Annotated in this window: 21 protein-coding genes and 1 other annotated feature; of the genes, 12 read left to right on the forward strand and 9 right to left on the reverse strand. The window is 41.6% G+C overall.

Features of this window, described 5'->3' with window-relative positions:
• Positions 1-44: 44 nt before the first annotated feature.
• The gene (locus SATMO3_RS09020) at positions 45-431 is read right to left on the reverse strand and encodes a hypothetical protein (RefSeq protein ID WP_371380215.1); all 387 of its coding nucleotides are present in this window, start codon (positions 429-431) and stop codon (positions 45-47) included.
• A gap of 365 nt (positions 432-796) precedes the next feature.
• Positions 797-943, reverse strand: coding sequence for a hypothetical protein (locus SATMO3_RS09025; protein ID WP_371380217.1), 147 nt, complete (start codon positions 941-943; stop codon positions 797-799).
• A gap of 235 nt (positions 944-1,178) precedes the next feature.
• Here SATMO3_RS09025 and SATMO3_RS09030 point away from each other — a divergent pair, with 235 nt between their 5' ends.
• The 5 genes from SATMO3_RS09030 (at position 1,179) to SATMO3_RS09050 (ending at position 6,096) form a co-directional block, all read left to right on the forward strand.
• On the forward strand, positions 1,179-3,206 hold the full coding sequence (locus SATMO3_RS09030) for a Na+/H+ antiporter (protein WP_371380218.1): 2,028 nt from the start codon (positions 1,179-1,181) through the stop codon (positions 3,204-3,206).
• Between the two features lie 103 nt (positions 3,207-3,309).
• Complete coding sequence (locus tag SATMO3_RS09035; protein WP_371380220.1) at positions 3,310-4,155, forward strand: pirin family protein; 846 nt, start codon at positions 3,310-3,312, stop codon at positions 4,153-4,155.
• Positions 4,156-4,379: 224 nt separating this feature from the next.
• The gene (locus tag SATMO3_RS09040) at positions 4,380-4,910 is read left to right on the forward strand and encodes a 3D domain-containing protein (protein WP_371380221.1); all 531 of its coding nucleotides are present in this window, start codon (positions 4,380-4,382) and stop codon (positions 4,908-4,910) included.
• A 415-nt stretch (positions 4,911-5,325) separates the two neighbouring features.
• A complete protein-coding gene (locus tag SATMO3_RS09045) occupies positions 5,326-5,661 on the forward strand; it encodes a DUF4180 domain-containing protein (protein WP_371380223.1) in 336 nt (111 codons plus the stop codon).
• 291 nt (positions 5,662-5,952) lie between these two features.
• Positions 5,953-6,096 (forward strand): hypothetical protein, encoded by a 144-nt coding sequence (locus SATMO3_RS09050; RefSeq protein ID WP_371380225.1) that lies wholly within the window; start codon positions 5,953-5,955, stop codon positions 6,094-6,096.
• Between the two features lie 162 nt (positions 6,097-6,258).
• On the opposite strand, the gene SATMO3_RS09055 is transcribed toward SATMO3_RS09050, so the two are convergent.
• Both SATMO3_RS09055 and SATMO3_RS09060 read right to left on the reverse strand, forming a co-directional pair.
• Complete coding sequence (locus SATMO3_RS09055; RefSeq protein ID WP_371380227.1) at positions 6,259-7,857, reverse strand: L-lactate permease; 1,599 nt, start codon at positions 7,855-7,857, stop codon at positions 6,259-6,261.
• Positions 7,858-8,068: 211 nt separating this feature from the next.
• Entirely contained in the window at positions 8,069-8,191 is a 123-nt protein-coding gene (locus tag SATMO3_RS09060; RefSeq protein WP_371380229.1) for a hypothetical protein, read from the reverse strand.
• Between the two features lie 347 nt (positions 8,192-8,538).
• Here SATMO3_RS09060 and SATMO3_RS09065 point away from each other — a divergent pair, with 347 nt between their 5' ends.
• The 3 genes from SATMO3_RS09065 to ileS all read left to right on the forward strand — a co-directional run bounded on the left by SATMO3_RS09065 (position 8,539) and on the right by ileS (position 14,345).
• A complete protein-coding gene (locus SATMO3_RS09065; RefSeq protein ID WP_371380230.1) occupies positions 8,539-9,204 on the forward strand; it encodes a response regulator transcription factor in 666 nt (221 codons plus the stop codon).
• 15 nt (positions 9,205-9,219) lie between these two features.
• Positions 9,220-10,581, forward strand: coding sequence for a sensor histidine kinase (locus SATMO3_RS09070; protein ID WP_371380232.1), 1,362 nt, complete (start codon positions 9,220-9,222; stop codon positions 10,579-10,581).
• Positions 10,582-10,853: 272 nt separating this feature from the next.
• Positions 10,854-11,067, forward strand: a binding site (T-box leader).
• A gap of 176 nt (positions 11,068-11,243) precedes the next feature.
• Complete coding sequence (gene ileS, locus SATMO3_RS09075) at positions 11,244-14,345, forward strand: isoleucine--tRNA ligase (protein ID WP_371380234.1); 3,102 nt, start codon at positions 11,244-11,246, stop codon at positions 14,343-14,345.
• A gap of 107 nt (positions 14,346-14,452) precedes the next feature.
• Here the strand turns inward: ileS and SATMO3_RS09080 are convergent, their stop codons facing one another.
• Entirely contained in the window at positions 14,453-15,031 is a 579-nt protein-coding gene (locus SATMO3_RS09080) for a DJ-1/PfpI family protein (protein ID WP_371380235.1), read from the reverse strand.
• 277 nt (positions 15,032-15,308) lie between these two features.
• Here SATMO3_RS09080 and SATMO3_RS09085 point away from each other — a divergent pair, with 277 nt between their 5' ends.
• Positions 15,309-16,229: a DUF6612 family protein gene (locus tag SATMO3_RS09085; RefSeq protein WP_371380237.1), complete on the forward strand. Its 921-nt coding sequence runs from the start codon at positions 15,309-15,311 to the stop codon at positions 16,227-16,229.
• A 334-nt stretch (positions 16,230-16,563) separates the two neighbouring features.
• Here SATMO3_RS09085 and SATMO3_RS09090 read toward each other — a convergent pair whose 3' ends face one another.
• Positions 16,564-16,890 (reverse strand): DUF1648 domain-containing protein, encoded by a 327-nt coding sequence (locus SATMO3_RS09090; RefSeq protein ID WP_371380239.1) that lies wholly within the window; start codon positions 16,888-16,890, stop codon positions 16,564-16,566.
• Positions 16,891-17,091: 201 nt separating this feature from the next.
• On the opposite strand from SATMO3_RS09090, the gene SATMO3_RS09095 reads away from it, so the two are divergent.
• Positions 17,092-17,892, forward strand: a complete 801-nt coding sequence (locus SATMO3_RS09095) for an EFR1 family ferrodoxin (RefSeq protein WP_371380241.1) — start codon at positions 17,092-17,094, stop codon at positions 17,890-17,892.
• Positions 17,893-18,236: 344 nt separating this feature from the next.
• Here SATMO3_RS09095 and murI read toward each other — a convergent pair whose 3' ends face one another.
• A complete protein-coding gene (murI, locus tag SATMO3_RS09100; protein ID WP_371380243.1) occupies positions 18,237-19,010 on the reverse strand; it encodes a glutamate racemase in 774 nt (257 codons plus the stop codon).
• A 256-nt stretch (positions 19,011-19,266) separates the two neighbouring features.
• Complete coding sequence (locus SATMO3_RS09105; protein WP_371380245.1) at positions 19,267-19,737, reverse strand: QueT transporter family protein; 471 nt, start codon at positions 19,735-19,737, stop codon at positions 19,267-19,269.
• Positions 19,738-20,102: 365 nt separating this feature from the next.
• On the opposite strand from SATMO3_RS09105, the gene SATMO3_RS09110 reads away from it, so the two are divergent.
• Positions 20,103-20,606, forward strand: coding sequence for a GNAT family N-acetyltransferase (locus SATMO3_RS09110; RefSeq protein ID WP_371380248.1), 504 nt, complete (start codon positions 20,103-20,105; stop codon positions 20,604-20,606).
• A 377-nt stretch (positions 20,607-20,983) separates the two neighbouring features.
• The gene (locus SATMO3_RS09115; protein ID WP_371380250.1) at positions 20,984-21,253 is read left to right on the forward strand and encodes a hypothetical protein; all 270 of its coding nucleotides are present in this window, start codon (positions 20,984-20,986) and stop codon (positions 21,251-21,253) included.
• A gap of 161 nt (positions 21,254-21,414) precedes the next feature.
• Here the strand turns inward: SATMO3_RS09115 and SATMO3_RS09120 are convergent, their stop codons facing one another.
• Positions 21,415-23,232, reverse strand: a complete 1,818-nt coding sequence (locus SATMO3_RS09120; protein ID WP_371380252.1) for a YcaO-like family protein — start codon at positions 23,230-23,232, stop codon at positions 21,415-21,417.
• Between the last annotated feature and the right edge of the window lie 410 nt (positions 23,233-23,642).

A 23,642-nucleotide genomic window follows, 5' to 3' on the forward strand; every position in this document is an offset into this window, starting at 1 on the left:
CTGCGGGCAGGCGCGGCAGGGATGCCCGGCGGAATAAGCCGGTATCAATCGGTTTTTAAAGCCGGGCATAATCCACTGTAATAATAGAGATCATCTTTCTGCGTAAATATCAGCCGGTAATATTGACAATAAGACAACTCCTTATCATAGTGGATGCACATTTCGCAGTCCTGAATCAGAACTCCCTGCTCCCTGGCCAGCCGCGCAATACGAAACTGGCCGCCTAGCAAAAAATTCAACCGGCTTATATTAAAAAGATCCGTATGCTTTGCAAGAACAGGATACTTTTGCTCAAGCAATAACTCAATATCACTTAAAACCAAATCGAGGACGGCATCAGGGTCCCAAAATGCCTGGGCATCAGTACCCTCGGCTAATTGATTTGTTGCCGCGATTTCCTCGTCCAATTCTTTTTTTGCCGAATTCCTCATCGTTCAATTCCTTATCATTTTTCTTTACAGACTATTTGTCTGCTGCCTTTTAATATACCAATAGACTGTTGAAAGTGCAATCCTGCGGCCTGCGCTTTATTTTACACCGGAAATATGGGATACCAATAAAGAACTGTCCGGCTTTATTAGTTAAAGACTGTCTGTGCATTGCAGGATAGTCGTTCTGGTTATTTAACCTTAACCAGACAAGCGAGGTTTGGAAGAAAAGGTGGATAGGGGTGCCGGGAGGCACTCTTATAACCTCAAGCTTAAGCAAAGAAATAACAGCGATATCCACAGGCTTACGTGTGATATCGCTGTTATTTTTGAAATAAAAAACCTGGGGTGCAGGGCGGGGAATAAGATCAATCCTCCTGGCTCTCTCCCTCTTCTCTTTTACGAGCTAGTCGGAGGATCTCGTTAACATTCCTATCTATTTCGCCGATTTGATTTTCCAATCTTTCCAGTCGTTTTTTAAATGCGCTAATGACATCACGAGTTTCTTCAGACACATTTGACACCTCCTGTTTTTACATAATATGTTTTATAATGTAGTAGAGTGACAAAAAAGTCGCCCACCGGGACGCGCCGGCAGGCGGCTATTGCTGTTTAGCCGACGACTAACCTTCAGATGGGGTTAAAACCCCACCCTGAAGGTTAGTCTGCTTTATTCTTTAGCATATGGCGGAAGATTATAGGTATATTGGATATATTATATTTCATTAAGAGATGAAAAGGAGAATCAATGTGGATTTGTTGATGATAATCTTACTATTACTTTTCAGCTTATTGCTTTCGAATATTGTGAGCCACTACATTCCGTCTATACCAGCAGCACTCATTCAAATAGCTATTGGTATAATCCTTGCATTGGTATTTGCGGGTAATCCATTTGAACTTGAAACGGAGTGGTTTTTGTTATTGTTTGTTGCTCCGTTATTATATAATGATGGCAGGCATTACCCGCGTGAAGAATTATGGAAAATGCGGGTACCTATTCTTAGCAATGCAATCATTCTTGTTATTCTTACAACAATCATGGGAGGCTGTTTTGTTCATTGGCTGATACCTGACATTCCGCTCGCTGCAGCATTCGCTTTGACAGCTATTTTATCGCCAACAGACCCTGTAGCGGTAAATGGGATTGCCAGACGCATTCGAATTCCGGAAAAGGTACTCTCACTTGTTAAAGGTGAATCTTTAATAAATGACGCTTCTGGTCTGGTTGCCTTTAATTATGCAGTAGCGGCGGTTATAACAAGTTATTTCTCGATACATGCAGCGATACTTGATTTCTCCTATAAATTTCTAGTTGGTGCGATTTCTGGTTTTATTAATGGTTTTCTTATTACCTGGCTACGATTTACTCTACGAAAGCAAGGAATTGTTGATGTAACTTTTCATTCACTGTTGCAGATTTTGACGCCATTCGTCATTTATATTATCACCGAGGAGTTTTTACATGCTTCAGGAATTATTGGAGTAGTTGTTGCCGGGATTGTTCATGCCTTGGTAAGAGAACGGACGGAAACCCTAATAGCTGAAGAGCAGGTATTGACAGAACATATATGGTCTATTGTATTATTTATCCTAAATGGAGTGGTATTTTTATTATTGGGGTTGAACATTCCTTCGTCAATGACTGAAGCAGTAGCTGATCCGAGTATAAATAATTGGATGCTTGTTGGGTATGTCTGTATAATTGGACTGGTTATTTTGGGTATTCGTTTAGGCTGGTCGTATATCTTCTTTTACCATTACCATTTCGATAAAGCAGGAAATGGGGCTAAATCAGACTTCAAAACCTATTTGATGATTAGTTTAACAGGTGTTCGCGGTGCTGTTACAATGGCCGGAGTCCTTTCAATACCATACTTTCTGGCAAGTGGAACTACATTCCCGCAACGTTCACTTATTCTTTTTATAGCAGCTGGCGTAATTCTTTTTACATTAGTTGCGGCGACAATATTTTTGCCTATTTTAAGTACTGGAAAGTCAGCAAAGGATGAAGCGGTAAATAAAACGGATACTAGTGCAGCCAAACGGAAAATTATTCTGGAAGCTATTAATAGGATTCATGCGGAAATGAATGATGAGAATAAATCTGTAGTCTATGAATTAATGGACGAATATAAAACCATGATTAAGCGCATTCAACGTGAAGCGGATTTAGACGATACCGATGATTGTCAGCATGAAATAAAAGCAATACGGTTACTAGCGTTAAAAAAAGAAAGAGAATATATCAACGGCATGATGGAGCGGCATGAGATTAGTGAAGCTGTTTTCGATATAGTTGAGAAATTTCTTGACCGCCGGGAAGAAGCTCTCTCTACTAGCGCGTCTTCTGGACTATTATATCTGATTGGGAGAATAACAAGAAATTGGAATCGGTACAAGGGATATTCGGGGAGAGATGATAGAAAATCTGAATCTGCTAAATTACGTTTAAGTAAGAATATCCACTTAAAGGCTTTGCAGTCTGCATATCATTTTCTGGAGGAATATGAAAAAAAGCATGAACGAGCCAATCTTGTTCATGTTGTTATAATGGATTATAAAAGAATGATTGACCGGTTAAAAACACCGGCTGAAAGACATAACGGCAAGGCAGAGGAACAAAAAGAAGAAATGCATATAAAAGTAATGGACATAGAGCGGTCAGAGATTCGCAGGATGTTTGAGTCCGGAGAAATAACCAGGGAGCAAGCCAAGGAATTGAGAAGATTTGTCAACAATATCGAAAGTGTTACTTTGTACGAATATATGGAATAATGAAGGTATTGTCTTACTATTGCTTGAAACAATTTATAAACGTATGTGGACTTCGCAGAGTTAAAATCCGAATGTGTATTTAATAAGTGGAAGGATGATAATTATGGCTACAAGAAGAACAATTCGTAAGATTGTAACCGGTTCAACTCAAATGGATGGAGCAGGAGTAAAGCTTGTGAGGGTTATTGGGCGCGCTGATGTTCAGGAGTTTGATCCGTTTTTAATGCTGGATGCTTTTGACTCCCTCAATCCCGACGACTATATCAAGGGTTTCCCGTGGCACCCGCACCGGGGAATTGAAACCGTGACATATTTGATTTCTGGCAATATTGAGCATAGTGACAGCTTAGGGAATAAGGGGAGCATTCATGCTGGCTGCTGCCAGTGGATGACAGCTGGCAGCGGTATCTTGCACCAGGAAATGCCGCAAGCCTCAGAGCGGATGTTAGGGGTTCAGCTCTGGCTGAATCTTCCCCGTATAAATAAGATGACACAGCCGCAATATCGCGACATTGCGGCGACTATGATACCGAAAGTACGGGAAAATGGCGCTACTGTTGGTGTTATAGCCGGTAGCTACGGAAAAACGTTAGGAGCGACATCGGGTGATTATGTAAAAGCTTTGTTCTTGGATGTCATGGTAGAACCAGGATGCGAGTGGCAAATCCCAACAGATAAAAATGCCACGTTGTTTATTTACATGGTCGAAGGAGCCGCATGGTTTGATGCTGACAAGCAAACTATGATTGAAAGCCACAAGGCGGTACTCTTTGAAGCTGGAGAGCAGCTTGCTGTTTGGGCAACAAAACAGGGTGCCCGGTTTTTATTGTTTTCCGGTCAACCGCTCAGGGAGCCTATAGCCTGGGGCGGCCCGATTGTTATGAACACACGAGAGGAATTGCAGCAGGCCTTTCAGGAAATTGACGACGGGGTTTTCATAAAAAAATAACGATTCATTTATTGTAAATAGACATTGGCCGAATTTATTGGCTAATGTCTTTTTATATTAATTAAATGCCCCTAACATCGCCCTTTAAGGAAGGGGAGCATTGAGAGAATTAAGTAGTTTGCTGGACCATGATGAAGGTAAGAAAATTTATCCATTGATATTACCTCCATTTTACCGCTATAATATAAGCTAAGCCTCAATATATCCTTTGAAGGAGTGATAGGATGAGACTACAATTGACTATTGGCACGATTATAATTACCTTACTGCTTAGCGTGGGCATCAATTACAAGACAGCCATAGATCAAAAGCAAGCAGGCGAAGCTAGAGTAGCACAAATAGCGACCGAGGCCCAAGTCAATCAGCAAGAGGTTGATGAGATGCGAAAAGATATAGCAATTCTAAGGCGTGAACTGGCGGCCCAGCGTGAAGTTTACCCAACTAGCCGTGGCGGGCAGCGGGTGGCTCGCTACATAGACGGCGCCCAGGTGACTTGGTATAACGACAAAGGCAAAACAGCATCAGGCACAACTGCTACCTCAGGCAGGACTGTAGCCGTTGACCCGGAAGTGGTTCCGCTAGGGTCGGAAGTCGAGATTGTTATGCCTGACGGCAGAGTATTCAGGCGCATAGCGGAAGATACCGGAGGGGCGGTCAAAGGGAAGGTGTTTGACGTTCATATCGACGCTTCAGACGAAGAACTATATGAGCTGGGGCGTACCCATGGGGTGAGAGTATTTGTTCTTGGTAGGTAGCGATGGATTTAAGAGTACATACCGAAATAACGTTAACGGCGCCATATATACCGAGTGTGGCCTTAGAATGAAGTCTGGGATTGGTGATGAGACAACGTTTTAATAAGACTATGACTATTTCGAATCACTTTTACTTTGCCGGTATACTCGCCTATATGAAAGGCTTCCTTTCGTAATATCTCGATCTAACATACTTTGTTTTGGACCAGCATGCTTATGCTGGTTTTTTATTTATCTTGCTATTGGTTTACTGTGCAATCCCCGTTGAAATCAGGACAGCTAACAAAGAATTTTTATCGGGTTATATAGTGCATGTAAAACCCGGTGCAAGCAAATCCTAAAGGATAGCTATGAAAACTAGATGAAGTTTGTGTCTGTCAAGCGTGTTAATTGTTAAGGATAAGGAGACATCAAAATGAATTATAGAGTAATAGAAAAGGATAGCAAAAAATATATTGAATGTACTTCAGCTGAAGCACCGCTGACTGCTTGTTTTGAAAATAATACTCATTTATTGATGCTGCACGCTGAAGCGCTTTCGGATGACTTTTTCAAACTTAAAACAGGCCTCGCAGGGCAGGTGTTGCAAAAATTTATTAACTATCAGGTAAAAGTAGCCGTGATTCTCACAAGTGAACTAAAAATCAGCGAAAAATTCAAAGAGTTCCTTAATGAATCAAACAAAGGAAATGATTTTAGGGTTTATGGTAACATTGATGAAGCTGAGTCTTGGCTCTTAACCGTAAAATAAAAGTAATATAATGACAACTAAGCTTGCTTTTAAATTATTTATATTGAAAGATTTGCCCAAGGGCCGGTTTTCAGAGGAGAATTGAAGTTTAAATAAATTAGACGGAACCGCACCCCGGATTTTTTCTAAAAATTAATTATTTTACCAACAAAACTATTGACCTTTATTGCTGTGAGGTGTATATTTTAATTACTAAATAATAGCAAATATTAATTAGTAAATACGGTATGATTCTGTAGATTGTGAATAGGCTGCTTTTAAAACTATTAAAAAATAAAAGGGGTGAGTTCCGTGTATAAAGAAGATGATAAAAGCAAGCTTGAAAAAGTTCTTGTTTGTGAAGAATCGCGCTGTGACAGTGAAGACACCAGTTGCTCAGAACACTGTGAGTTAGTTGAGCAGACAGAGGCTGAGAAGAGTAGTTCCGGAAGTTAGAACGTTTAAATATATAATGCCGCATCAATCCCGGCAGAGTGCCACGAACGAAAGAGCCAATTTTGCGTAAGCGCTAGTAACCCCCGGCTGGTCCGGGGGTTACTAGCGTTTGTTGGTTTATATAATATTACACTAAAATTCTATGACAAGACTGAGAATAAACTAAAATATTATATACGAGAAAATCCATGCGTAGATACCAACCATTAGACTTATTCCGAGGCAATACGGTATAGTACGGCTCATAACTTCGCTTTCCCGGCCGTTCATTCCTACCGTAGTAGAACCGAGCATAACAGTTGTCGGCGCAATCGAACAACCTACTGCCGCTCCGACTGACTGGACGGCAGCTATGATTACTGAACTTATACCCAACACTTTGGCCGTTTCAGCTTGTAATGCGCCGAACATTACATTGGCATTGGTATTGCTACCTGTGAGAAATGCGCCAAGCACACCGATATAAGGGGATAATACCGGGAACAGTTTACCGGTTGCGCCAGCCATACCATTAGCAAGTAGGCTGGTGATTCCAGCGTCGTTCATGCTGATTGCCATCATAACCATGGTAATGATGCCAACGCTTGTGGTAATGCATTGCTTTATTGTTTTGGCGGCTGCTTCCCCCAGGATCTCTGATCGCCAGTATCCGGCACGCTTAAATACGAGAATGCCTCCCAAAGCGGCAATCATCATCAGCGGTCCGGGATGGTTCAAAAGGTTAATACGTGCATACATATGTTCAGGCTTCACCATATAACCGAATACCGTTTGCTCGGCTGGATAATCAAGTCCCCAGCTCAATGGGGAAAAGAGATGGGCTGCACCTTTAATTTGTGCAAGCAATGAAAGTGCAATTAAAATATAGTAAGGGGAAAATGCCAGATGGAACCCCATTTTTTTGACGGTGGAGCAGGTATTTGTTTCTGCAGCGGCAATTACAAAGCTTTCTTCTTGGCTATTTTCACGATAAATCCGGGTGCGTGCCATTATGGCCAACGTGCAGCAACCTAATAATGCGGGGATCATCGTTGCAAGCTGGCCGGCATCTAATATGTTCATCAGCCACATTGAGGAACAGATGACGGTACCTGTTACTAATACAGCGGGCATACCATGTTTGACTGCTGATTTACCACCAAAGATGAACAGTGTTCCAAAACCGGAGAGGAAAACAGGAACAATGAAGATTATCGACATCCAGGTGCCGATAGTTACTGCCGGAATGGAAGTAACCAACTGAATGGTGTAAAAGGACGAACCCATTGACCCGAAAGAAATCGACCAGCAATAGCCGACTAAGCATGTTGCCACGGCTACGACGGGCTGAAACCCCATTACGACCATAATAGGTGCAACAACGGCAATTGGTACGCCAAAACCTGCTATCCCCTGCATGAAGGAGGAAAAACACCAAGCCATAATGAGGACCTGCAATGCTTTGTCCTTAGTAATACTGATCATATTATCGCCGATAACTTTAACTGCACCGACCTTTTCTACAATATTGTAAAGATATACTGCACTCCATACGATTAAGAGTACATAAGCCGATAAACTCATGCCTTTGCTATTTGCTAATGCCAGTAACCGGTTATCGGCTCCGAATATGACAGAGCCGATTAGCATGGAGGTAAACCAGGCAACTGCACCGGATTTAGGTGCATCCCATTTAAGATAAAGGATGGTGAAAAGTAAAACAATAATAGGCAATAAAGCCAGCAACCATTTGCCAACAAGCATAGCTATGTCTTCATTCACGTCAGATGGCCTCCTTCGGAATTTTTTATGGTTGGCTCCGACGTCCTACAACCTAATAGGGCTCAATGCAGTAAACGTAATGTCTACTGCAAAGAGTATCCTGACTCATAGTTGTAAAGATAGTAGCTGGCGCTAATTATTATGATGCCGCCGGCATGTCGGGTTTGTGTAAAGGAATATAGGTTGTCTGAGTCGGTTAATGTTACCGTAGCTAAAGATAGTTAGCCAATAAGCCAAAACAAAGTATTAGCACAACAGCGCAGCATCTAAGAATCGTGTCTGCAGCAGAGTCCGGTTTGCTGACTTTGTTGTGAGCAGTAATTGCATTCTCCATAGTTTTTCCTCCTTTCATTTACTCGGGGAACGAAAGGTTCTGTACAGCTCCCCGGCGATATTTTTTCTACAAGCGCTGCTAAAGTAGAATAGGGTGATTGCTTGAATCTATTAAAATGAATCTGCAGCTATATGATTTCAGTCGCTGTTGCATATATATTCTATAATTAAATTTTAGCCTAAAATTCTGAAAAAGTACTGAAAGTTCAAACATATAGCTAATGAGACTTGCAAATTTATGCTTAAAATACAAATTTTTCCGAATTTCAGCTTTTTTTCAGTATTACGTGATATAATTTAAATAAAGGCAATCTTATCTTCATAAAATCCGGTTGGAGTGAATAGGTTATGAATATTCTGCTGGCTGAAGATGACGAAAGATTGGGAAAACTTGTTAAGTACATGATGGAATCTGAAGGACACAGTGTTGATTGGCGAGTGAATGGAGATAAAGTTCTTAGGCTGTCAGGCCAGAAGCACTATGATTTATTGATTCTTGACTGGATGCTGGCTGGGCTTAGCGGCATAGAACTGTGCCGACAAATTAGAACCAATCAGAATTACATTCCGATTTTAATGTTAACAGCGAGAGATAAAGTGGCCGACCGGGTTGCCGGGCTGGATGCCGGGGCCGATGATTACATGGTTAAACCGTTTGAGTTTAGCGAATTATTTGCCCGTATTCGTTCTTTATTCAGACGAACTAGAGTGTTTGTCGCCGATGAAGTGCTGTCTGTCTATGACATGGTTCTTAACCGTGCCAATAGAACGTTAACACGCGACAATGCAACAGTACAGTTATCCAATCGTGAATTTCAGTTACTGGAGCTGTTGGCTGACAACAAAGGCAAAGTTTTATCAAGGGAATTTTTAATTAACCGGGTTTGGGGATTGGAAAGTGACGTAACGGATAATAATCTTGACGCCTATATTCGTTTGCTTCGTAAGAAGATTGATATACCTGGAAGGCCATCGTTTATCAGCAATGTATGGGGTGTAGGGTACAAATTTTAAAAACGGGGCAAAAATATGCTACATAGAGTGTATAACCGGCTGATGTTACTTTATAGCGGGATTACAGTAGTATCCTTGTTGGGCTGTATGCTTATTCTCTATTTGTTATTGTCAATGCAACTTATTAAAGAACAAAAAGAAGAAGTAATAATGCTGGCGCAGAACGAAACAAATGCACATATGAACTGGTTCATGCAGGAATTCCATGTCCGCAATAATAGCAGGAATAATTTTTCTCCCAGCCACAGGTCAATTGATGTTCCCGGGAATATATTTTACTTTTTTGTAGATGCAAATGGACAAGCGAGAAATACTACTGAGCCTCTTGAAATACAGCAGGAAATTTACAAGAAAGCTTCACAATGGGAAGGTATATATAGTGATATTGTTGAGATTAGTACATTTAACGGAAAAAATATCTCGGTTGCCGTAGCGGCGTATCCCGTGTATCTTGATAGTAATTTTGTAGGAACCTTGTATGCCGGAAAAAATCTTGAGGCTTATAACAGCTTTTTAAGTGAGTTAGTTCATGCATTAAGTATTTCTGTTGGCTTATTTATGATTGTTGTTGCTTTCGCTTCTCACTTTTTAGCCAGTAGAGCCATTATACCAATACGTAGATCGTTAGAACGTCAAAGGCAATTTGTCGACGATGCTTCTCATGAACTTCGTACCCCTCTCAGCATTGTTCGTTCCGCACTTGAAATTATTGATAAACGGGAGGGGGACAAGATGTCTCCTTTTTCAGTTCAATTATTAGCTGATATTAGAGATGAAATGAACCGATTGTCTAGATTGGTTGGCGATATGTTAACTTTAGCCAGGGCAGATTCCGGTACGGTTGAGATTGATAAAAGTCTATTCGATTTTTGTTTTGAAGCAAAACGGGTAGTCAGAAAGTTTGAACAGCGAGCGCAGGATAAGGCAATTTCGCTTACCTTGGAAGTGCCCGAGCAGGCTATGATTTATGCTGACCGGGAACGTCTGGTGCAATTATTAACACTTCTTTTAGATAATGCGATAAAATATACTCCGCGGGACGGGGCTGTTCATGTAAGCTTACAGCTTACGGAGGAGCTGGTTAATAAAATGGTACAATTATCTGTAAAGGATACCGGCATTGGCATAAACGCGGAGGACCAACAGAAGATCTTCGAACGCTTTTGCCGGGTGGATCAGGCCAGAACCCGGCAAAAGGGCGGATTTGGGCTTGGTCTTGCTATCGCAAAATGGATTGTGCAGGCACATGACGGTAATATTGCGGTAGTCAGTCAGTTGGGGAAAGGAAGTAGTTTTCAGGTGTTGTTTCCCGCCGGAATTAAGAGTTCAACTCTAAGTAAGTCTGTCAATTTTAGCAACTGGCCTAACCGCAGATAAGCTTCGCGGGTGTATAATTGCTTGCGGACAGGTCATGGCTGTTGCTAATATATTACAATCAGCCCCACAAATGAAGATGAGCAAGGAACAAGTAAGGCAATTAAAAAGTTAGACGCAGAGACGGTGGTTCGTCTTATGAGATAAAGACGCAACCACCGTCCCTAGTCTTGTTAAAGTACCTTTTGACAAACGCCACGGATAATTGAGCAGGAAAGTTTGACATTCCTCAATTGAAGAAGTATAATCTTGAATAACATTTTAATATAATTTCTTGAAAAGCTGTGAACAGGAAGAGTATTGCGGGAATAGAACCGTACAGAGAGCGGGGAGTGCTGAGAACCTGCAGGGAGTTGCCGGAAGAAAATCACCTGAGAGCTGATGACTGAATGCTTAGTAGGTTAATCCGTATTCCTGCGTTAAAGGATAAGGTATGCAGTACCTGAGAATATTAAGGTGGTATAACGAAGTAAACGCTTCGTCCTGACTAATGGACGAAGCGTTTTTGTTCTCCTGATAGAAAGTATAACTTTCGCCTGGATAAGGGCAACATCGGCTTCCGCTTTCGCCAAAGGCTCGGCGCAAGCCGTGTTTTCTTTATTATAGATATTCTCCGGTATACAAGACTTTGAAGCGTTTAGCAAAAGAGGAAGGAGCAACAGAATATGTATAAGAAAGTAAGTCCCAAAAATAATTTTGTAGAAATGGAAAAATCAATACTGGCCTTATGGGAAGAGAAAAAGGTCATTGCCAAAAGCTTTAACATGAACGCGGGCAAGGAGTATTTTACATTTTATGACGGACCGCCGACTGCAAATGGCGCTCCGCACATCGGTCACGTCGTTACCCGGGTTATAAAAGATCTCATTCCACGATATAAGGTCATGAAGGGATATAGGGTTTTGCGAAAAGCCGGCTGGGATACACATGGCCTGCCGGTTGAACTTGAAGTTGAGAAGAAGCTGGGCATTTCCGGCAAGCCGGAAATTGAAAAATATGGCGTTGAAGATTTTGTGAAAAAGTGCAAAGAAAGCGTGTTTGCCTATGCTGCACAATGGAAGGAAATGTCGGAACGGGTGGCATTTTGGATTGACATGGAGAACCCGTATGTTACCTACCATAACAAATATATTGAATCGGTTTGGTGGTCGTTGAAGCAACTTTGGGATAAAGATTTATTATATAACGGACACAAAATTGTTCCGTATTGCCCGCGTTGCGGCACCGCTTTGTCTTCTCATGAAGTGGCACAGGGCTATAAGGATGTTAAAGACAATTCGGCCTATGTCAAATTCAGACTCAAAGGGGAAAATACCGCGATTCTCGTTTGGACGACTACCCCGTGGACACTGCCCAGCAATGTAGCGTTGGCTGTTAACCGGGCCTATGATTATGTTGAAGTTACCAATAAAGAAGAGCATTTAATTCTGGCGAAAGAACTGCTAAACTGCCTGGAAGGCGAATACGAACTGGTGCGCGAGTTCAAAGGGGAAGAATTGCTGGGCAGGGAATATGAGCCGATGTTCCGTTTCACTCAACCGGAGAAAAAAGCTTATTATGTTGTGCACGGAGATTTTGTTACTCTGAGTGACGGTACAGGAACTGTGCATATCGCTCCGGCTTATGGGGAAGATGACAACCGGGTTGGACAAAAGCATGATCTGCCGCTCGTAAATCTGGTGGATGCGCAAGGTAATTTTGTGGAAGAAGTGACTCTCTGGCAGGGGACATTTGTCAAGAAAGCTGATGAAAAGATACTGGCATTCCTTCAAGAAAATGGTGTTCTGTATAAGGCGGAAAAATATCTGCATTCCTATCCATTCTGCTGGCGCTGCGATACCACGCTTTTATATTATCCCCGCATATCCTGGTTTGTCAGAATGTCATCGTTGCGGGATAAGCTCTTAGAAAATAACGACAAGATTAACTGGTATCCGGATAACATCAGAAAAGGCCGTTTCGGCAATTTCCTGGAAAACGTAATAGACTGGGGGCTCAGCCGTGAGCGCTACTGGGGCACACCTTTGCCGATTTGGGAATGCGAATGCGGACATAAGGAATGCATCGGCAGCATAGCGGAACTTAAGGAAAAGGGGTTGGATGTGCCTGATGGCATCGACCTGCATAAGCCATACATTGACAAAGTACAGATGAATTGCCATCATTGCGGCAAAAGGATGCAGCGAGTCAGTGAAGTCATCGACTGCTGGTATGATTCCGGGTCGATGCCGTTTGCCCAGCATCACTACCCGTTTGAGAACCAAGAACTGTTTGAACAAAACTTCCCGGCACAGTTTATTTCCGAGGCTGTTGACCAGACACGCGGCTGGTTCTATACTCTGCTGGCGATTTCGACTGCTGTTTTTGGTAAAAGTTCATTTGAAAATTGCGTTGTACTGGGGCATATACTCGATAAACAAGGCCTAAAAATGTCTAAACATAAAGGCAATGTCCTAAATCCGTTTACCGTATTAGACAATCAAGGCGCCGATGCCCTGCGCTGGTACTTCTATACTGCCAGTGCTCCCTGGCTGCCTTCACGTTTTTATGAAGAGGCTGTAATTGAGGCGCAGCGGAAATTTATCAATACGTTGTGGAATGTTTATTCCTTTTACGTGCTATATGCGGAAATCGACCAGTTTGATCCGGCGAAATATCAGGGCAGACAGAGCAGTCACGTTATGGACAGATGGATTATCTCCAAGCTCAACACCCTGATTAACAAGGTCGATGAGTATTTAAATGCTTATAAAATCACCGGTGCTGCACAACTGATTGAAGAATTCACTGATGAACTTTCCAACTGGTATGTGCGGCGTAATAGAGTAAGATATTGGTCCATGGAAATGACCGAGGACAAAATTGATGCGTACTGTACTCTGCACACCGTCCTGAAAAAACTGGTGATTGTTGCCGCTCCCTTTGTGCCGTTCATCACTGAGGAAATTTATCAAAATCTTGTATTCGGTATCAATTCACAGGCTCCGGAAAGCGTACATTTATGCCTGTGGCCGGAATATGACGAAACGCTGGTTGATGCCAAACTGGAAAAAGAAATGGAGCTGGCTTATAGGATTTGTGGACTGGGCCGCAGCACGAGGAACCTTGCGAATATCAAAAACAGACAACCGCTTCCCAAGATGCTCGTCAGCACGAAGGAACTGCCGGACTACTATCTTGACATCATTAAAGAAGAACTCAATATCAAAGAAATAGTGGTAAATGCCAGTATGTCCGACTATGTAAGTTACACGGCCAAGCCCAATTTGCCGGTGTTAGGGAAGACTTACGGTAAGTTGCTGGCGGGTATTAAAAAAGCAATTACTGAAGCCGATCAGGTGGAACTGGCGCTTAAGGTATCTTCCGGACAAAGCATCACAATTGATGCCGATGGAACTTCGATTGAACTTAACAGTGATAATCTCTTGATAACTATGAACGGCCGCAATGGGTTTGCCGTTGCCAGCGAGGGTGAACTGGGCGTAGTTCTGGACACCCATATTTCAGAAGAATTAAAAACCGAAGGCTATGCGAGAGAAATTATTAGTAAGCTGCAAAACATGAGAAAAGGCAGTTCTTTTGAAGTTGTTGACAAAATTATAATCTACATGGCTGGTAATGATTTACTCGAAAAAATTGTACAGCAATATAAAGAGTATATTATGAGTGAAACACTTGCCGTGGATATAGTATTTAATGCGAAATGTGACTATACTGAGGTAAATATTAACGGCGAGAAATTGCAGTTGGCACTAGAAAGACAGTAGCGGGAATACGCTGGGGACCATCTAGGCAACATTAGGAAACGGTATCCCTGTCCCCGTGCTTCAATGACACCGGATACTATGCTGTCCGGTGTCTTATTTAAGGAATTTTACAGGTTGTTGACATCAACTTTGTATTCTATTTTATTTGCGACTTCCTGGGCTAAGTTTGCATTAAATAACTCCCTTAATAAATAAAAACCAAGTTCAAGTCCCGAACTAACCCCGCCTGAGGTAATGATGTTACCGTCCTGGACCACCTTCGCTGGACTGACTTGGACAGAATAGGCCTTAAGCTCAGGGAAAGCTGTATGGTAAGTGGTTGCTTTCCTTCCTGTAAGTAAGCCTGCTTCAGCCAGCAAAAAGGCTCCGGTACAGACAGAGGCAATGTACTGTGCAGTGGCTGTTTGGTTTTGAATAAACTCTTTTATATCGGTATTCCTCATCGCGCTTAGCCTGCCCTTACCGCCAGGAACTACTAATACATCAAGTTTTGGGCAAGCGTTTATAGTAGTATCCGGAATTATCCTAAGCCCATTATAGGCGTGTACTAGATCGGCAGCTTCAGCTAATAGCAGAACTTTTGTGCTGTTTGGCTGTATTTTGTTAACGTAGCTGAGAACTTCAAACGGGCCAACAAAATCCAATTCTTCGACTTGATCGAAAATTAAAATTCCTATAGTTATCATAGCAGACACTCCTTTGGTTGGATTGTATTATACAATATAAGTACTTTATGACTCCGGATAGAATGGTGTATAGGTATAACCAATGCTAAATCTGAAGCTCCAATGAATTGACTTATTTTGAGGCTGGTATTTTAATTTTAAACAATAAGTCAAACCTGTCCCGCTTGTACTGCAGATGTGGTTATGGAGAGGATTCAAAGGGTGGTAAATTGTTTTTAAATATTTTATACTGGTAACGTATGGTTGTAACGGAATCTATTAAGGGGAGTTTGATGGTATGATAGGGTTTTTACGAAAGATCAATTGGGGAGTTGCTTTAGTATGGGGATTATTGTTTGTGGCGGCGAACAGTTCGTTTGCGTTTGCCAGCGAAAAATTGCCACCGGAAAAGGCGTATTTGAACGATGTATATAAAAATATGATGGATGTCAAAAACTTGCATTATGACATGGCGATCAAGGTTGAAACCCCAATGGGAGAAGTGCAAGCTGAAATCAATGGGGAAGTCCAGGAAAAGCCGCTGAGCCTCAAGCATGATATAAGCATTTACTTTCGTGACATACATAACAAAGAAAATACAGTAACGCTAAAGCAATTTATAGAACAAAACAAAGGCAATCTAGTGATGTATTTGTCAAGTAACGGTACCTGGATTAAACAGATTGTGCCGGTCGGTCCTTCCTTGAGCAAAAAACTTTCAGCAGATGAAAAGGTCGCGGAGCGGATGAATATGCTGCAGATGATGAAATCGGTAAAACTGAAAAAGGAAACACCATCCTACAAATATCTGGAAATAACTTTGGATACTATACAAATAAGTGATGCTTTAGATGCAGATGCCAAACTAAATAATGCACAGGATAAGGACATGGCGAGCGTGCTTGCTCTAGGACGGCTTGGGTTGTTAGCTGCCGGCGATATAAAATATACTCTTAAAGTTGATAAAGCGACTAAGCTGGTTAAAGAAATAGATATAGATTTGACAGAACCAATTCGAAAAGGGGCAGGATTGTTTTTGGATATAACTAATCCCAAAGACCGGACTACCATTGAAGATTTTTTGAAAAAATCGACATTGAATATGCAGGTAGCGTATTCGCAATATAATCAGGTAAGTCCGATAGAGATTCCTCAAGATGTGCGAGACAATGCCAAGGAAGTCAAACCGGCAGGTAAGGCAATTCCTAAAAAAAGTTAATAAATATTGTTATGACTCATATTCATGCAAAGATTTTTCTTAAATGTAATAACGGAAGAATAGCGAAAAGAGAAGGCCAATTATTGGGTCTTCCCTTTTCGTGTTTTTGAAAGAAATTTTTCTTGAAGCGAATCAAAGTGATGGTTCTGTTGATGCCCAGCTAAGTTATTTAAGTTTATAGGCACGATATATGAAATATAATATAGTTCCCAATAAGACAAAAATAAATGCAGGAAAAAACAATGCTTTATTTTTAGATATTATAGTCCATTGTATGTAATTAAGTATCAACACAGTTTCAGCTTTTACCGTTATCAGCAACGTACGGGCATTTTTATACTGGCTTTCTGCATTTTCCGCAGTTATATTGAATGGGTAGTTGTAAATATGCGGAAACCTGCTTAACACAGACAAAAGAATATAAATAATTAACCGCAGGCGTAAGTGGAAGATGAAGAAAATTCTTATTGCCCCATGCATCAATTTCTCCTGTAATACTGAAATGTCTTGGCACTATATCCGGAATTGATGACCATGAAAAAAATATCATTCCAAGCATGAGGCTTAAGCTAGTTGCTGTGATAAATTCTAAGATAAGCTCGGCATTTGTAAATGGGAATTTTATGATTGGGCGGGTACTCTTCCTGAAAAAAGAAACCATATATTTTACCCCCTTACAATCCTTGTAAGTATTAATTATATTTTCTGGTATTCAACTCCTTTATTTTTATAAAATCTGCTTATTGGTGTGTGGGGGAAAGTATAATGCAAGCAGACTGGGAGACGGCTCTGATGCTGCTGAAATACAGGAAAACATAACTGATAGGAGGAATGTGATATTAATATTAAGCGAGTATGGGCTGTGTATTTCAGCCCGACAGGAACTACTCGGAAGATTGTTACTAAAATTGCGAATCAAGTTGGAAAAAAGCTAGAAGTGGAACAAGCCAGTCTCGATTTCACCTTGCCTGATGCGAGAACCGGTATTTTGAGTTTTACCGCAGATGATCTGGTAATATTCGGCACACCGGTATATGCAGGGCGTGTACCCAATGTCTTATTGAAATACCTGGAGACAATACAAGGTAATGGCGCTATTAGTGTTCCTGTTGTATTATTTGGCAACCGGAACTATGATGATGCTTTAATCGAATTAAAAGATATTCTGGACAAAAGAGAATTCCATACTGTCGCGGCCGGTGCGTTCGTTGGCGAACATTCATTTTCAAAACTTCTTGCCCGATATAGACCTGATGAAGCCGATATGACAGTCGCACAAAACTTTGCTATGAAAATAGTTGACAAACTAGAAGCTATTGATGTTGCTGCTTTGCCTCCAATCCATGTAAAAGGGGTTCCAAGTCCATACAGAGGGTATTATCAGCCCCGTGACCCCCAAGGAAGTGCGGTTGATATTCGTAAGGTAAAACCTTTGACAAGCGTAGATTGTATCAATTGCAGAGTGTGTGCTGATGTATGTCCTATGGGATCAGTCAACCGGCACAATGTAAGTGAAATTACCGGCATCTGCGTTAAATGCGGCGCATGCATCAAAAAATGTCCGGTTAATGCTAAATACTACGAAGATGCAGCGTTCTTATATCATCAGCATGAGTTAGAAGAAGAACTAACCAAAAGGGCTGAACCAGAGTTATTTCTATAGGGAGCGTCTAAACCATATTTTGCGGAAATTCAAGTATAACCGGTTTAATGCTAACTGGTATTAAGTTTAAAGAATAGTAAAGGCCTTACATCTTGGACTGATCTGAAATGTAAGGCCTTTACTTCTGTTACTGTTGTACCGGTAAATCGCAGCTGATCCGAATCTGGGGCAAGTACTGAAAGTGATGAAAGAGCCTTGAATTTTTTTGATTTCAAGGCTCTTTCGAATAGATCTCCGGTTTTATTTTATTGGCCTTTCGGCAAAATGGATTTTGCACACGAAATGAATTATCGAGAACCGTCTATGGGTCAACCCGGATTGGCTGAATAAGACATTCTCTTGTTCTATATACTATGCACGTAAGTTTGTAATATTTTTTTATAATCAACATCATTTGGCGGGAGCTTGCCATTTGTAATTACAAATTTAATCTTATCATCTATACTGGGAGCTACACCTTTTTGCTTTAATATATCTGCCAAATGATTAATGGTTCCGGCACTTCCGTCGAAAAAAACAGTTTCCTTTGTAAACGATTGTTGCAAAGCCTTATTAAATAATGGGAAATGTGTGCAGCCAAGAACCACGGCGCCATAATCAGGTATTGCCAATGGTGCAAATTTATTTTGCAAATACTGGTAGACATCTGAAGTGTCAAACTCAAACTGCTCGGCGAATTTTACCAAGCCGCCTAATGCCAGCGTATCAACCATTTCTGTTGCATCAAGTCTATGAACTAACTGGTGAAATTTTTCCTCCCGCAAAGTAAGACTGGTTGCCAAAACCAATACCTTTTTACCTTTTTCCCGACAATAAGCAACAGCTGGTTTTACAGCAGGCTCCATTCCAATGATCGGGAAACTATAATTCTTTCGCAGTTCTCCGACAGCAACACTTGTTGCTGTATTGCAAGCGATCACCACGGCATCTACGTTGATCTGCGCCATATAATCCATAGCTTTTTGGACGTATTGCCTTACTTCTTTTTTCGTCTTTTCACCGTAAGGCAAATGCTCAATATCAGCATAGTAAGTGTAATCAGCAAACGATAGCATTTTTAAAGCATGACCAAGAACAGTTAAGCCGCCAATACCAGAATCAAAAAAACCGATCTTCATTCTAATCCCTTCCTAGTTAATTATTGTATTATATTATCACGAACAACTTCGTCAAATAGAGACTCCGTTTAAAAAGGTGATGTCTATATAATACCATAAACTAGCGGCTGTAGGAATTTTGTATGGAAGATGCTGTTCTACTTTGCACAACGTAGCGGGTTGTTTTCCTTTTCAAATAGCTGCTGCTTTGTATAGCGTTTCATCATACTTTTTTAGGACTTTTTGTCCGCTGCCGACATGGTGGGGCGCATACTTGTCATTTTCGTACAAATATTTTTTCGTAATGCTTTTCCAACAGCAATAGGAGCGGATAGCCTATTACGTAGCAGGCGACGGTTTCTCCGACAGCTACTAAGACCATGGTAAGCACCATAGGAAGTTCCGCCGTGTAGTACAGCAATAGGCCTACATAAACGGCATTTAGGATGACAGGCGGCAGCGGCGCCAGATATTTGCTTGGCATCTTGGCGGTAAGAAATGCCGCCAGGAGGGTGACCAGTGGTCCAAGCAGGATATCAAAGATTCCTTCACCGGTAAAAATATTGGCGATAAGGCAGCCGGCAAATAAGCCGGGTATGGCGGCAGGCGTAAAGTACGGCAATATCGTCAGGGCTTCCGCAACTCTTACTTGCAGTTGACCGGAGCTTAGCGGTACAAGCAAAATAGTCAGGATAGCATACATGGCCGCAATTACGGCGGCTTCGGTAATAAATTGAACGATTCTCAAGCGAAGGGGCTTCATGGTATAATCCTTTCTTCTTCGACTGTCACAGGCGGGGAAATAAAAATATCGGGACCATCCATCGACAACCGGGATTCTTGACGAGGGGCAGGTGCAAGTGCCAAATAAAAAAAGGATTTACAAATCCTTTTAATCCTGACATACAGAAATATAAAGTCTTTCCCTGCTGCGTTTACGGCAGGATGGTTCCGGACACTCTTATGAAATTTTAAACATATTATAGCAGGGATTAGCTCTGTCGCCAAGAAATCCTTTTTACTGGCAAAGAATAACAGGAGATCCGGGAAGTGACCTGATTGCACCCGACATGATCATTAGGGGCCAGATGCTGTCTATGGAGGTCATTAGTAATGAAAATCATTGAGACAGAAAGATTATACTTGAGGGAACTGTTAATTGAAGATAAAAAAGAATTAATGAAAGTCCTGTCTAATCCTGAATCTATGAAGTTCTATCCAAATCCATTTAGTGAAGGAGAGGTAGAAAAGTGGATTCGATGGAATATCGAGAATTATAAAAAGTATAAACACGGGCTATGGGCTGTAATATTAAAAGAAGGTGAGGTATTTATTGGAGACTGTGGCATAACAATGCAAAATATTGGCGATGAAACTGTACCGGAGATTGGTTTTCATATTATCAAGGAATATTGCAATAGGGGGTTTGCAACGGAAGCTTCTCTCGCCTGTAAGGAATATGCATTTAAAGTCTTACATTATCCAAAAGTATTTTCATATACCACAGTCCGGAATATTCCATCACAAAAAGTTGCTGAGAAGCTTGGTATGCGAATTTATAAATATTTTGAGAAATACGGGGAGAAACAGATTGCTCGAGTCGCAAGTAAGGATTAGCTTTTTTAATATAACAAACTTTTAGGTCAAGCTTCTGAGATCAGCGGCTTGACTTTTTTATATCTTTCAGGACTGAATTCTATCGGACATTAACGAACAAGAGCTATCTTGCCAGCGCCACAGCGAAGTATTATTTTAAAATTTCTATTAACGTTATAGTCTTTCTGAAGAGGCGAGGTGATCATAAATATAGACATAGGGGAAGTATCGGTATATGTTTTGTTTACAGCGGTTGACCTTCCAGCCGAAATACCACAGTTAAACAATGTCACATCTGACATAGCATTATCATATTATGTTAATAGGTTACTCTGAATTTTACATGGAGGTGTTTGGTTAATGTATTATAATGACGATGATGACGATTCAATGTTTAGTTGCTGCTCGATGAACAGTTGCCAGTCCTGTGTCTCAATGAACAGTTGCCAGTCCTGTGTCTCGATGAAGAGCTGCAAGTCCTGTTACCCGATGAAGACCTGCAAGTCCTGTTACCCGATGAAGAGCTGCCAGTCCTGTTTCCCGATGGGGAGCTGCTGGTCCTGTTACCCGATGGAGAGCTGCTGGTCCTGTTACCCGATGGGGAGCTGCTGGTCCTGCTTCCCGATGAAGACCTGTCAGTCCTGTTACCCGATGAAGACCTGCGATAGCTGCCATTCCTGTTATTCCTGTCATTCCTGCCACTGCTGCCGTTCTATGAATTGGGGGAAGTAATGTCAATCCAATAAGATGTTGTGCCGACAAGATGTAATGTCGGTCCTTACTAACGGAAAAACAAAAGCCAAAGCATTCGGCTTTGGCTTTTGTTTATTTACATCAGCTTCTTAAGATCGTTTTGATCTATTCCGCTGGCAGCGTACCGCTCCTTGAGTATTTCGTAGACCCGCTCCATCGGCGGATAGAGACACTGACTGGAAAATAGGCAGTTCTCGCAATTCCAGCAGTTTAATTGTCCCTGGTAACTAATGATTTTCGCTGGCGAGTTGAATTCAGCCACAACTCCCTGGATTACCTCCATCGGATAGAACACGCTTAGTGTGCTCACGGCGTCCTTTTCCGCAAGCCCTTTAATCTTGGTCGCCAGAAAATCCCGTACGCACTTATAATAAGTTATCACTTGGCGTTGCGGATTAGCGTGTTGGGTATAACCCCAAAATTTTGTGAAGCTCTCATAGGCTTTATTGGTATCGCCTTTCCAGTAATTCAGGGCAGTAACAAACAAGTCGGCATTGCTGTAATACCACGGAAACGCTTTATTACGTACCGGCAGATTGATTAGATCCATGACCGAAGCTTCAGGCGAATAGTTCATGTTTTGCAAATAGCCGATGAGCGTGGCGGCACCGGCGTCGTCGAGGCAGTCGATGTTCCTGACCAGTCTTTTGAAGGTGTTGAAAGCAGCATAATTGGTAATGGGCTTTAGCTCATCAAATTCCTCGATTTCACTCAAGCCGGGAACGATTACATGAAAACTCGGAAAGCCCAGGAACGAAACATCACGTACATATACCTCGCAGCCTAGTTGAGCCAACAGGGCGACCATATAAGCCAACATTTCTTTGTTTGTGGCTATCGTGGTTTCTTCAAATTCCTTGAACTGATAACTGAAATTACGACTGAAAAATTCCGTAGGATAAAGCCCCGAGCCGGTCACCAGTATACCCATGTAGTTTTCTGGATCGTCCGTCGGGCTGCGGAAGCAAAACTCCTTGACCCCCATCATCCATTTTATATCCTGTCCCTGAAGAAGTTCGGTCAATGTCCGCTCTGCAGCAATTTCAAATTTAGGATGAGCGCCAAATTTCACAAAATAACTCTGATCATTCTTATTTACCAGGATAACCCCGACAACCGGCAACTTTTGTCCCAGCGAGCAGTCTTTGAGGATAACTTCAAAATTGCCGCTTTTTTCAAGTTCGGCAATCATCGCCTCAATCTCGGGAAATTTCATGATATAACGCCGCGGGATAGTAGGCGGTACTATTCTTTCCCTGAGAATTTTCTTGTTGGCGTAGCGCTCCATGATTTCAGATATTCCCTGCACCAAAGCCTCTTCAGGCGAATTGCCGGCGCACATGCCATTCGACATATACATCATTGAGACCATTTTTACCGGGATATGGGAAATTCGCTTGCTGTTAAGATTGCAATAAGGGAGAGTGATAAAATCGGCGGATACTTTCTCATAAGACATTGTCAGCCAATTTGCCAAGAGCTCCCGTTTATCCAGCAAAGGGTTGACTTTGGATAATTGGGTTTTAATCCAATCTTCTTCACTGGCGAGGAACTCATCGATACTCATCGGTTTCTCGTCAGGGGCGTAATAAAAGCCTAGGTAGTCCATGATCTGAGGCTTTAAATCCAAACTTAGTCTGTAGTTGCAGAGATTTTGCAGGCGTTCCATCATCTCGCCGTAGGCGCTGGCCAGGGCGAATTCGACCGAAGTTCCTTTTCCATTGGTCAGCAGATCGGTATTGTCGATCTGCACGCTCACCGAGTAAAAACCGTTCACCGAATTTTTCCATGATGTTTCTACTGTTAGAAGGCCCATCTCACCAAGAATATCTCTTATTCTGTTAATAGTTTTGATAGGCAGTTCATCTTTGTATTTCATATCGGTTGAGTCCATGCATTACACCTCGCACCCGTAACATTTTACGCTGAAGGAAAATTAACATGTTGAATTTCCCAGTTCTTTTTTTAATATATGACCATGTATCATGGTTGGTGATTGCAAGAAACCATGGCTGAAGCACCAACAAAAAGATGTTATTGCCATGCTCAAGCACATGAATACTAAAATTTGTTTCAAAAGAAGCTCCCACGTTTGGACAAGGCAAACAACTAGGTAGGCTATTTCGAGATAATGAAAGGCGTAAAATGTTCTTTTATGATTCTGATTCAGCAAAACCAGAATTTGGGAAATGTGGTTTAGGTAAATGTTAATAAAAACTTTTTTCACATTATTGACTTCTAATTAAATCCAGGCTGCTTTGAATGACAATTTACACTCAACCTGCTATGATTTTAATGAAAGAT

The organism is Sporomusa aerivorans (assembly GCF_041428895.1).
Taxonomy (GTDB): Bacteria; Bacillota; Negativicutes; order Sporomusales; family Sporomusaceae; genus Sporomusa; species Sporomusa aerivorans.